We start from the raw sequence: 12,000 nt of genomic DNA, 5'->3' as shown, positions 1-12,000 counted from the left end.
GAATAGTAAGACAGGTGATTTTGTAGCTTAAATTCAAACGATTAATAAACTGTGAAAGGACTCTCAACTCAGCTTGGTGATTTTCTACTATTGGTAAACTTCAGAATTAGGATCACGAAAGTGACAGAGTGGAGGCAAAGATGACCTTATCCAGTGAATTGAAGAAGGTCGGCACTACCATCCCCAACTTAGTGGATCAATCGAACGACCAGAGAACCTGGCGCACGCACAGATTCCACGTTATGGCTAATGACCACACCCGCTGTTGGTGAGTAGTAAGTCTGTATTTCATCACCAAAACTGTTGTATTGAGTCGCGAGTTTCTGACCGAGTGTGACCGCTTCCAGCAACTCAACATGGCAAATTACAAATCCCCCTTGTTCTGCTCTGACACTGGTAATCGTATTGCCTTCCACACACTCACTGTTTGTCTCTGCAACATCACCATCAAGCAATTGGTAACAACGCAAAACATTGAGCACACCTGTCGTGGCACGTTCTACCATCTCCAGATCAGTGTACCGCCCCACCCCCACTTCAATGGTAATGGATGGAATATCAGCGCGATTGTAAACCGTTTCCAATATGCCAGGATCGCCCGGATCGTTGAGAATCACATCAGGGTTGATGAGTCTCGCCATTCGAATAGCATCTTCAATACGGTAATCGGCAAAAGCATAAAGAGGATAAGCACTACCACTGGTTTGAGAGTGGAGATCAATAGCCAGATCCGCATTGGGTTTTAGTAAGTTTTCCCACAGGCTATACGCATAACGGCTAGCATCATCACCATGAGGGTTACCGGGAAAAACTCGGTTGAGGTTGGCTGATGAACTGTCTGGTGCAGCGGAATGAAAATCGCGGCTATGGCGAGCAATACCCGATAAATTAACCGCAGGTACAATCGTCACGCATCCCGAAAGTTCTTGTCCCTCCAGTTCGCGAGCTAACTTCTGCGCAGTCAATATACCGTTTTGTTCATCGCCATGAACGCCCGCTGTGATCATGATACGTTTACCCGGCTTGGTCCCTTTAAAGACCCGAACAGGCAGGGTTTGTGGATGACCAATCGCATCCGTAGCAACCGCAAACCAGAACTTATGCTCTCCTGGTTCAAGCGCATTGACATCTAAAGCCTGAATCGTTGGATACATAGGCACAATACATTCGTTCAGCGGTTTGGTCATTTTCATCCTCAGCAAAGAAAGGCGTACATCCACTGCACGCCTTATGTTTGTTATTGGCGACTACTTTAATATGGAACCATGTAATAGAGTAGTCATCAACGCTGAATTTTTGTTCCTGAATATTAGAGGACTAGCTTTCTTTGGTCGACGTCACGATGACACTGAATAAGATCAGTAACCCACCAGCCACTTGCAAAGTGGTTAAAGACTCTTGCAACCACACCATGGCGAAAATCGCACCAAATAATGGCTCGCTTCCCATCAGTAGCGAGACTCGCGTTGGCGAAGTTCGACGTACAGCATAGTTCTGCACATAAAACGCAAACAGAGTACAAAATAAGACAAGGTATGCCACTGTCATCCAAAATTCAGGACTGGTCGGAATCACAAACTCAGAGGCGGGCAAATACGTCACCGCGCAGACGATAGCCACACAAGCAACAACCAAAGATTGAAGGGAGGTCAAGGTACTGGTGGTGATCTCTTTACCTTCAGTAAAACGCTTAGTCAATGTCACCATCAAGGCACGCAATAGAGCGGCAGCCAGAATAAAGTAATCGCCACTGTTTAGCGATAATTCTATACCTTGATTACTGGTCAATAGCAGTACACCTACAACACTACAGAGTGTCAGTAGCCATAAAGTATTGCTAACTCTTTTCTTATTAATGACCAGCTCCGCAAATGCCGTCAATATCACCGACAAACTGATCAAAAACGCCGCATTGGATGCTGAGGTTTGTGAAACCCCAAACACTTCACAGAAAAAAATCGCCGACAGGATAAGACCGGTGGGGAGGGCGATCTTCCAGTCTTTATTCAACCCTCGGCGAAAGTCTCGAATCACTACAGGTAGCATACATAAAAAAGTGATCGAAAAACGGATAGAAATGAATACCAAAACACTGGTATACACTAGAGCACTTTTCGTCAGACCATAGCTGGTTCCCCAGAATATGGCGACAAGAAGCAACATCAATTCAGTTAACGGTAGCCTGAAAGTTCCTTTTTTCAGTTGATCCGTTGTGGCTGTCATATTTATTCTCCATCTTGGTAAAGGTCACTACGAGTACATCCCGGTACGCGCATCTTTCTCGCCATAATGAGGTAATAGGTGACACCTCATGCATGGTATGTCTATCGTCAGCCAACACCATATCTAAGGGATTATCTAAGGCGAGGCACTCCAACAGATTGTGCTTGCTATCGGTAACTGTCGTATCCCCACCGACAACATTGTTTCTTTTTAACAGCATGGACGCGATATAACTTACTCCGTTGCGATGAAGTCCCTCTGGCGTAGATAACCCCTGATTGACTCCTTCAGCCACTATTCGCTGAGGATGTACTCCGATCACCCAATCCGTTGGTTTACTCTCTGCTAAATCAAAAATAACGCTCAGCAATAGTAAGAGTTTGTTTAGGACTGGTGACTGAACAAATGTTTGCGTCAACGGGGCAAAAGTTCGCTCGATCCCTCCGCTGATCGAGTTAAAACACGTAGGCTGGTAGAAGGGTTGATGCGGCAGTAGCGTAAGCTCCTCAAGCGTCGCGCGCTTTGTAAACTGACCGTATCGACGATGACGATACATTGCGCCACCTGAGATATACCTATCCAGCTCTAGATTGTCCCAACATTTCTTAAAACGGATGACCTCATCAACATTCGTTTCCAGCATATGAGTCATTTGACGACCGCTAATGAAAACGTAGTGGTGATGTTCAAGCAATCCGGCAATCGCCATCAAGTGGCGTTCAAATAGATCTGTATCCATCTCACACCCCACCAATTTTATTCTCGGTAGAGGCTTGATGCCCTGACAACCCTAGCCTTACCCGCCTTAGGCGATACACAACGCCTGAAAAATTGATCACTGAGTAAGTCGTTAACCTGTCCACAATGTCGCTCCATAAGTGGGATTTCATTGTTGACTACACTAGTATCCATAAGTAACTTAAGTGAAACAATATGGCTGCATTGCAAAGGATTTTTGCACCATGGACACAAATAAGCTTATTCCACTGCTCTCGGAAATGGCCATCTTCGTCAACGTAGTGGAGTCTGGCAGCTTTTCCAAAACGGCGAAGAAACTTGGCGTCTCCCCTTCTTCGGTCAGCCGTTCAATTACACGCCTAGAGAACACACTGGAAGAAAAGTTACTGGAGCGGACAACACGTCAGATGCGTCTGAGCGTAACGGGACAAGAAGTGTATAGTCTTTGCGCCGATATGATGTATTCGGCCAAAATGGCCGTGTCTGCGGCGCAAACAGACAAATCAGAAGTCTCTGGCGTACTGAGAATTGCCGCCCCCAAAGCGCTCTCCCGTCAGATTTTGATGCCAATGATTCTCGACTTTATCGAGGCGTATCCCAAGATCAGTTTACAGCTCAAAGTGGCCGATCATTATATCGACCCCATTGGCGATGAAGTCGATGTCATCATCCATATTACGGATAAACCCAACATTGGCCTGGTAGCACGAACTCTGACTCAGTGCCGTCTAATACTCTGTGCAAGTCCGGCTTATGTGGAAAAAAATGGCATCCCTGAGCATCCAGAAGATATACACGCTCATAACTGTCTGTGCTTAGGGGAGAACCCTCGTGACCGTGTATGGGATTTCACCCAAGGTGAACAAAAGTATTCGATCAACGCTAGAGGCTCGTTCGCGGTTAACCACAGTGAAATTCGTCGCGAGGCGGTATTGAGGGGAATTGGGATCTCGGTGTTTCCCGAATTTGCGATTCAAGAATACCTCGACTCAGGTCAAGTTGTTGAACTGCTCGAAGAGTGGCATATCGGCGGCAATTATCAGGGACAAGTTATCGCACAATATGCCCAATCAAAGTTCATTCCTAAGCAGATCAAAGCGTTTGTAGACTATCTTCAAACGAGATTTAACCAAGAACCATCAAGTTAGATACTTTCCATCGCTGTTTAACTCCAATTCAAAATACGGACTTCGTTGCCCTCTTGCGGCAACTTAGGAATGTTGAGCGACAGTATAAATGAAACGAAAGCCATTACCGCACCAATGTAAAAGACTGCTGCGGGTGACACTAGCCAAATAAAGCCGAAGGTGACTGGAATAAACACAGCGGCGATGTGATTGATGGTGAATGAAACCCCAGCGGTCGATGCCATATCCGCCGGATCGGCGATTTTCTGGAAATAGGTTTTTATTGCGAGTGCTAGGGCAAAGAATAGGTGATCAACCACGTACAAAGCGGCGGCCCACTCTGCGCTTTCCACTAACGCATAACCAACAAACACACAAATCAAGCCCGTGTATTCAAACATCAGTGCTTTACGCTCACCCACCTGACCAATAAATTTACCAATCCGTTTGGCAAACAAGAAGTTAAACAAATAGTTAATCAGGAATAACATGGTTACGTCTGCCGCTGAATAGCCAAACTTCTCTACCATCAAAAAGCCAGCGAACACAGTGAAGATCTGGCGGCGAGCACCGCTCATAAAGGTCAGGGCATAGTAGAGCCAGTATCGCTTACGCAGTACTAACTTTTTATTTTGCTGGACATGCGTCTCAAACTGAGGGAAAGCAAATGCCATCCACATCACCAGTAAGAAACCCGTCCCACCAAAAGTGAGATAGACCCATTGAAAGTCCATCACCAAAACTTCTAGACAAATCCATAGTGCGCCGTAAGTCACCAATGAAGCCAGTGCACCGATAGAGATAAATTTACCAAGCATCTCTGGTGCCTCCTCTTTGCTCAGCCATTGCAAAGAGAGGGATTGCTTGAGTGTCTCAAAATAGTGGAAACCCGTAGACATTAGCAACGTGGTCAACAACAGACCAAAAACCGAAGGGAAAAATCCGGTGATCGCGGTACCGATAGTCAAAGCGCCAAGTGACAGCAACATAAAACGTTGCTCTCGAATAAACAGCAACACAAAGACTGCGGTGAAGGCTAGAAAACCTGGGATCTCTCGTACACTCTGTAAAAGACCAATATCTGAACCGTCAAAATTCGCCCTTTCAATAACGAAGTTGTTCAGCAAGGCCATCCAGCTAGAAAAAGCAATGGGGACAACAATCGAGATAAGTAGCAGGAAGTTTTGCGGTGTTTTCCAACTCGCAGATTGATTCATGACGGGTTCCTCAAGTAAACAAGTTGTTACATTAGATCGCTTGCAGAGAAGAAACAATCAGATTTGCAAATTTTACTTTAGGGCTCAAAACCCGTCTCTAAGTACTTGTCAGCCTCAATCGTTTGTCAAAAAAAATGTTAAAACAAGCCTTTATCACGAATCTAAATCCCGTTATGGTGAACGAATGTTTAACCAGTCGAAGAGACAATAATATGGAAATAACAATTCGTCCGGCACAAATCAGTGATGCGGCAGCATTATGTGAAATTTACTCACAACCTAAAGCACAACGCGAGACTCTCCAACTGCCACTGCCTTCACTCACCACATGGACGAAGCGACTGGAAAATATCCCTCAAGGTGTATACAGCTTTGTTGCTGAAGTGGATGGAAAAGTTGTCGGTAACATCGGTTTCGAACACTCTCAACGCCCACGTACCATGCACTGTGGCAGCTTTGGATTAGGTGTTCATGATGATTATCATGGTCTAGGCATTGGCAGTAAGCTGATCGAGACAGTGTTGGATCTTGCGGATAACTGGCTGCAAATCAAACGCGTTCAGATCGAAGTAAACAGTGATAATGAAGTCGCGATCGCCTGCTATAAGAAGTTTGGTTTTGAAATCGAGGGGCAAGCCAAATGGGGCTCCTTTCGCGATGGTGAACTAATCGACACCTACTATATGGCGCGAATTAAAGCGTAAATACACTTTAGGCTTACCCTTTGGGGTAAGCCTTGTCGTGACTAACTCCCTTAATCCACGCAAAAACTGTGAGTATTATTCATACTACTTGCACTTTTGGCTGGATGAATCTCTCAAAAATGATACGCACGTCTAATTTATTGTCAGATTTGATGTTTGAACAATTAGCAAACCACACATAGAATTGACTCTATCCGACCGTATAAAATTCACAGGTCAGATGACTAAAAAAGACCCACACGTAAAAAGAATAATGATTGTGGGAGCAATGGAGGCTAGATGAATAACTCAGCGGTGGCGCATAAGGAGCATACAGTTCGCTCCTCAAACGATAAGAATGTTTCTATTTTAAATAGTACCGATGCGCTAGCCATGATTGAACATGGTGGTGAGTTGACGATCGGGATATCAACGCCTGTTGGTACAAGCTTTCGTTGTAAAACCTCTTTTATTGGCACGCATTCCAACAACATTGTGTTAGCAGAACTGCCAAAGATTTCTGATGATGACTTAGAGTATTTCTTTCAAGAAGGTTTCTGGGCAACTGTACGTGCGATCTCACCTCGCGGTGAAGGGGCTATCGTGCATTTCCGTGGACAACTGCAACATGTGCTGACGGCTCCAGTGCCGATGGTCGCTTTGTCTGTACCTAAAACGATGCAAGTGACACAGTTACGCAAAGAGCCTCGTTTCGAAGTGAATCTTTCAGCACGTGTCGAAGCTAACACTCACAGGCTAGAGTGCGAAATTCGAGACTTGTCGAAAGGCGGTTGTCGCTTTATCACGGCGCCGTTAAGTCGACCTTTTCAAGTTGGCGAAGAGATTGCTCTTCATGTTCAGCTAAATACTCCCAAAGGCCCACGCTTTGAGCCCCTATTTGGCAAGGTGTGTAACCTCCAACGTTCACTCCATTACGCACGCTATGGTGTCGCATTCACTGATGATGGGAAGAACAATGCCAAGATCCTCCTAGGCCACTTAAAGTTCAATGGCACCAAACTAACCTTGCGCTAATCTCACATATAAAAAAACGCCCTGCTCAATTAGCAGGGCGTTTTTTATTTACCGATTTGTTTAACCGATAAACGAGATGTAGCCTTGTAGAATGATTAAGTTCACTATGTCGATAAAGAACGCTCCAACAATTGGAACCACCATAAATGCCTGTGGCGATGGACCGTATTTATTGACCAAAGACCCCATATTCATTACCGCGGTCGGTGTCGCTCCAAGACCAAAGCCACAATGTCCACCAGCCATTACTGCCGCATCATAGTTAGAGCCCATCACTTTAAAGGTCACGAAATAAGAGAAAAACCCTAGCACCACAGACTGCACAGCGAGAATGACTAAAAATGGAATCGCAAGGTCAAAAATGTTCCATAGTTTCAGACTCATCAGAGCCATTGCTAAAAACAGTGATAGAGAAACCGTACCCAAAATATCAACGGTTTCGGCATCAATCTTATGGGTTTTGCTCACTTCCAATACATTGGTAATAAACACGCCAATAAACAGCGCATAAACAAAGTCAGGTATCATCAGCCAACTGATGTTGAAACTCACGACCCACTGCTCCAAATACTTGGCACCAGTGACACAAATTAGCAGAATAAAAAGAATCTCGATGACCTTTTTGGCCGTCACTTTATCTTCTTCATATTCGTTGTATGTCACGAGTTCCGGAAAGCGCGCGTGAGTCTGTGTACCTGAACCATACTCTGATTCAAAGCCATTTTTATTGATCAGCTTCTGCGCAACTGGGCTACCAATAATACCGCCAATAATCAAACCAAAAGTGGCTGAAGCCATCGCGATTTCGAGAGTATTAGTCAGGCCGTAGTTATCGGAAAAGGTTTGTGACCAAGCGGCACCAGTGCCATGTCCGCCAGACAGAGTAATCGAGCCAGCAATAAGACCCATTAAAGGATCTAGGCCTAGCGCGGTCGCCATCGAGACACCAACGCCGTTCTGAATGATGATATAAAACGAAGCGACTGCTAGGAAGATGAATACCTTCGCTCCACCTTTCATCAACTGAGTGTAATTGGCAGCGAGACCAACGGTGCTAAAGAACATTAGCATAAAGACTTTCTGCAACGGCAGAGAGAACTCGAGATTAATGCCATTGAAGTGCATTATTGTGATGATAACTGCGACGATAAGACCACCAACAATCGGCTCAGGGATATTAAACTTCTTCAAGATTGGAAGTTTGGAATTTACAAAGTGCCCTAGGAATAAAACGCTGATTGCGATTAAGAAAGATTCTAGCGGTCCAACTGAAATTATCTGATTCATATAACCTCTTTTTAGTTATTCACTCATCTTCCTTAACGAGTACAGAGCCCTATTTGACTCTGAGGAGCAATTGCTCAATGGTTCAACTTTTCTATTGAAATTTGTCCTTATTCAAACAGCCTCAAGATGCTCGATTCAACAGTTAACCCAACGAAAACGACGCGGGTTTTGAAAATGAAAGCGCACATTATTAATAATATTGCCCCTACTTGTCGAGTGCAGACGCAAAATTCACACTTTGTGACTATGTAAACTTAGGTAAAAACGGGAATAAAAATAACACTTTATGCAGGAAAAACTGACAAAACAGGCAAAAAAATAGCCAACCGCAATAGTGCAATTGGCTTATATATAGTGTGAACAAAATACATTCACTAACAACGTCAGTTGGCTAGGTGACCCTCGGCTTAAGAAGGGTCACTCTAATATATGCACTTAACGTGCCAACTTTAAAAGCACGTTGTTTTTTGTTCTAAAGCACACTTTTTGCCCAAATAACCATTTCAAAATGCAAAATGAAAATTGCATTTTGCAATAATTTGCAAATGCATATTAAACTACACTCTTATCAATACTTGACTCTAGTATGATTTTTCATACTTTTTTCATCTCTTAGCCGATATACTCTCTGCACCAAAATTTAGTTAACCTTCAATAATGAACTATCTAACGACTTTTCTAAAAGGCATCGCTATGGGCGCGGCTGATGTTGTACCTGGAGTCTCGGGCGGTACGATTGCGTTTATCACTGGCATCTACGACACCTTGCTTGAGAGCATTCGACGCATTAACCCATCGGCAATCGGGATTTGGAAGCGAGATGGATTCAAAGCGGCTTTCCAACATATTAACGGTTTGTTTCTTATCTCACTGTTTGGTGGGGTACTGACCAGTATTGCGACATTGGCAAAACTCATTTCTTGGCTGTTGGTGACTCATCCAATTCCTTTGTGGTCATTCTTTTTTGGTCTGATTCTGGTTTCTGTGTTCCATATGCTCAAACAGATCGAACAACGTAGCCTAAGCCGCTTAGTCTTCCTCGCGTTAGGGGTAGCATTCGCCTACAGCATTACGGTGTTAAATCCACTTCAGTTAGAGCCGACCAATATCAACGTCCTTTTCGCAGGCGGCATTGCTATCTGTGCGATGATCCTACCGGGAATTTCTGGCAGCTTTATCCTGCTTCTGATCGGGATGTATACCCCAGTACTCGGCGCGGTAAAATCCTTTGATCTGCCGATCCTACTGCTGTTTTTGTCTGGCTGTGTGATTGGCCTTCTGAGCTTTTCTCACGTTCTTTCTTGGTTGCTAAAGCGCTTCCGCGACCTTACATTGGTGTTCTTGACTGGCCTCATGCTCGGTACATTGCCAAAGATCTGGCCATGGAAAGAGACCATCAGCTGGCGTGTTAATTCCAAAGGAGAACAGGTTCCTTTAATTCAGCACAACCTCTCCCCGTCAGATTTTGAAGCTCTCACCTCCCAACCTGCGCAACTGGGTATCGCGATCATTCTAATGCTATGTGCGATCGGACTAGTTCTCGGACTAGAAAAATTCGCCGAGAACCGCGATCTGTAATCGAATTTAAAGCGGCTTGATGCAGAGCCGCTTTTCCCACCAAACCAAATCTTAATGAGAATTGATTGCAATTAGGCGCACTAATCTTTATCCTGTCGCTTTGTTAATCAGCACAGATAAGTACCACCTAATGAGTGATTATGCGTTCTTTGAGCGTCTGTTCGAACATTCTAAACAGGTCACGCCGTATCTTGACGGACAAATAGCCCCTTTGCTCACGAGTGACCCTTCTCTCATTCATATTGCTCGCTCCAGTTCACCATCGATTCGAGAACTCTACTTAAGCCTAAAGCAAGAGTATCCCGAAGCGGGTTCGGCCTACTGGTTAACACGAACTTGGACACTGCTCTGCTGGCAACCCATTTACGTCGCTTTTATCTCAATCTACACCTGTCGTGGCTTACCCAACCTCACTTCAATGGCTCAAAAACTCCAACCCACTTTTGTCAGTGGCTATCAGTTTGAATCATTAGATTATCGACAAGGTAATGAATCAGAGCTTATTACCCATGCGGGCAAACAACTGATTGAGCTGTTCAACTATTTCCGTGATGAAATGAGTCAATGGACACGGATTAGACCCGGATTTACTCGCCATCTATTTGCCGATGGCGTGCTTGGATGCATCGTTAAACTTCATCAGTCTGCCCCTGAGTTGGGTGAAGAGTACCTAATGCAGCAAGCTAGACTTTGGTTACAAGCTTGTGAGCTGCCTGAAAAGCTGCTGTGCTCACTTCGATACCTACCGCAATCTCGCGAGCTGAAACTGACCAGAACCAGCTGCTGCCTAGTTTATAAATGTAGTGGACGCCAACTGTGTAGCGACTGCCCTAGGCATCCAGACAACAAACGCTAATACGCTTTTTGCTCTTCAGTCCGTCGCTTGCCCGCAAAGAAGTAGGCAAGGATACCGATCGCGATAGCGAACATGACGCAAAGATATATTGGATAATTGGCGGATATCGTTGCACTAAATGCAAGCAACGAAGCGACCCCATATCCGATGGTATGAAACATCGAAATGTACCCAGCGACAGCGCCCGGCGAATCCTGCTGTTGTTCGGTCGCAGAGCAGGTGTAGGCAGGGACAAGCAACGCCGCACCGCAAGCCACTATCGTCATCGCTATCCCAAATATCCATATGTTCTCAGTAAGAAAAAGCATGAACCCGAACGCTAAGCATAGAGACCCCATTCGATACATAGCTAGCGGTGACAGTTTTTTCTTCTTAATCACAAGCACCTGAGTGACAAACGTGCAGGCGGCGCTAACTGTCAGTAAAACACCGATTGCGTCACTGATTTGCGCCGTTGTCCACGACGTGATTGTGCTGATCAAAGGCGAAAAACTATATTGTAGTAACGCAATGGCAGCACAGAGCAGTAACCCACTGGTTAAAAAAGGCAGCAGTTTCTTTTCTGGAAACCAAGCTAAGGGCGGTTTCTCACTAGAGCCTGTGCTTGGATCGACCTTGGGGGCTGGAAGATAGAGGGCAACCAGCAGAGCGAAGCAAGGCAAGGCGACCATCACCATTAACGGAGCATAAGGCGATATCTTCAAGGCCAGAATTGAGATAAGTGGCCCAATTAATCTTCCCGTACTTAATCCAATGCTTACTGAGGTGATAGCCTGTAAACGGTTATTTTCACCACACAAGATAATCGCCCAATGTTGACTGGCAGGCACCATACCCGACACAGTGCAACCGTAGATAATCCGCGCGAGCAAAAGCCCCGCTAAATACACGCTAAGCCAAGTCTCTTGTCCTTTACTCAAGAAGGCGAACAGAGTCAGGAGTAAAAAGCTGATCGCCATCCCCGCAAGGGCCTTTATCACCACGGTCTTGGGGCCATATCTATCGCTATATCTTCCCCAATAAGGAGCCGATGGTAGAAACAGCAGGCTGCCAACCGCAATGAGTATCGACCATGTCGGCAAGCTAAACGCAGATTGCTCAACCAGAAAAGGCAATGACACCAACAGGCCATTCTGACCTATTCCCATTAATGCGGCCGCTAAGCCTACAACACCCAATTGGGCGGTTTTATTTTGTGTAACTGACAACATATTGAAGGCACTGTATACGTAATCAAGCTCATAACGTAGTCATAA

At 45.1% G+C, this 12,000-nt stretch carries 11 protein-coding genes; 5 read left to right on the top strand and 6 right to left on the bottom strand.

From position 1 onward, the window contains the following. Nucleotides 1-188 precede the first annotated feature (188 nt). The 3 genes from ACQEXR_RS08410 to ACQEXR_RS08400 all read right to left on the bottom strand — a co-directional run bounded on the left by ACQEXR_RS08410 (nucleotide 189) and on the right by ACQEXR_RS08400 (nucleotide 2,974). Nucleotides 189-1,187 carry a succinylglutamate desuccinylase/aspartoacylase family protein gene (locus tag ACQEXR_RS08410; protein WP_138972667.1) on the bottom strand — a complete coding sequence of 333 codons (999 nt, stop codon included), beginning with the start codon at nucleotides 1,185-1,187 and terminating at the stop codon, nucleotides 189-191. Between the two features lie 130 nt (nucleotides 1,188-1,317). After that, on the bottom strand, nucleotides 1,318-2,223 hold the full coding sequence (locus tag ACQEXR_RS08405) for a DMT family transporter (protein ID WP_426952131.1): 906 nt from the start codon (nucleotides 2,221-2,223) through the stop codon (nucleotides 1,318-1,320). Next, nucleotides 2,168-2,974 (bottom strand): 2OG-Fe dioxygenase family protein, encoded by an 807-nt coding sequence (locus ACQEXR_RS08400; protein ID WP_426952129.1) that lies wholly within the window; start codon nucleotides 2,972-2,974, stop codon nucleotides 2,168-2,170. Before ACQEXR_RS08400 ends, ACQEXR_RS08405 begins: the two co-directional genes overlap by 56 nt. A gap of 211 nt (nucleotides 2,975-3,185) precedes the next feature. On the opposite strand from ACQEXR_RS08400, the gene ACQEXR_RS08395 reads away from it, so the two are divergent. Further along, the gene (locus ACQEXR_RS08395) at nucleotides 3,186-4,109 is read left to right on the top strand and encodes a LysR substrate-binding domain-containing protein (RefSeq protein WP_427020114.1); all 924 of its coding nucleotides are present in this window, start codon (nucleotides 3,186-3,188) and stop codon (nucleotides 4,107-4,109) included. 17 nt (nucleotides 4,110-4,126) lie between these two features. Here ACQEXR_RS08395 and ACQEXR_RS08390 read toward each other — a convergent pair whose 3' ends face one another. After that, nucleotides 4,127-5,305 (bottom strand): MFS transporter, encoded by a 1,179-nt coding sequence (locus ACQEXR_RS08390; protein ID WP_138972663.1) that lies wholly within the window; start codon nucleotides 5,303-5,305, stop codon nucleotides 4,127-4,129. 212 nt (nucleotides 5,306-5,517) lie between these two features. On the opposite strand from ACQEXR_RS08390, the gene ACQEXR_RS08385 reads away from it, so the two are divergent. Together ACQEXR_RS08385 and ACQEXR_RS08380 are read left to right on the top strand one after the other, a co-directional pair. Beyond that, nucleotides 5,518-6,009 (top strand): GNAT family N-acetyltransferase, encoded by a 492-nt coding sequence (locus ACQEXR_RS08385; RefSeq protein ID WP_269375823.1) that lies wholly within the window; start codon nucleotides 5,518-5,520, stop codon nucleotides 6,007-6,009. Between the two features lie 279 nt (nucleotides 6,010-6,288). After that, nucleotides 6,289-7,023 carry a flagellar brake protein gene (locus ACQEXR_RS08380; RefSeq protein ID WP_426952126.1) on the top strand — a complete coding sequence of 245 codons (735 nt, stop codon included), beginning with the start codon at nucleotides 6,289-6,291 and terminating at the stop codon, nucleotides 7,021-7,023. Nucleotides 7,024-7,083: 60 nt separating this feature from the next. Here ACQEXR_RS08380 and gltS read toward each other — a convergent pair whose 3' ends face one another. Further along, nucleotides 7,084-8,310, bottom strand: a complete 1,227-nt coding sequence (gltS, locus tag ACQEXR_RS08375) for a sodium/glutamate symporter (RefSeq protein ID WP_138972661.1) — start codon at nucleotides 8,308-8,310, stop codon at nucleotides 7,084-7,086. A gap of 657 nt (nucleotides 8,311-8,967) precedes the next feature. Between gltS and ACQEXR_RS08370 the strand changes: the two genes are divergently transcribed. Then, nucleotides 8,968-9,888: a DUF368 domain-containing protein gene (locus ACQEXR_RS08370; protein WP_138972660.1), complete on the top strand. Its 921-nt coding sequence runs from the start codon at nucleotides 8,968-8,970 to the stop codon at nucleotides 9,886-9,888. A 130-nt stretch (nucleotides 9,889-10,018) separates the two neighbouring features. Next, complete coding sequence (locus ACQEXR_RS08365; protein ID WP_427020113.1) at nucleotides 10,019-10,744, top strand: siderophore ferric iron reductase; 726 nt, start codon at nucleotides 10,019-10,021, stop codon at nucleotides 10,742-10,744. Here ACQEXR_RS08365 and ACQEXR_RS08360 read toward each other — a convergent pair. After that, the gene (locus ACQEXR_RS08360; RefSeq protein WP_427020112.1) at nucleotides 10,741-11,955 is read right to left on the bottom strand and encodes an MFS transporter; all 1,215 of its coding nucleotides are present in this window, start codon (nucleotides 11,953-11,955) and stop codon (nucleotides 10,741-10,743) included. The two genes, ACQEXR_RS08365 and ACQEXR_RS08360, sit on opposite strands and share 4 nt — an antisense overlap. Nucleotides 11,956-12,000 lie beyond the last annotated feature (45 nt).

The sequence above is a fragment of the Vibrio sp. TRT 2004 genome (genome assembly GCF_050113735.1).
Classification (GTDB): domain Bacteria; phylum Pseudomonadota; class Gammaproteobacteria; order Enterobacterales; family Vibrionaceae; genus Vibrio.
The sequence above is the reverse complement of the archived record's forward strand: the minus strand, read 5'-3'. Positions and strand labels throughout refer to the sequence as shown.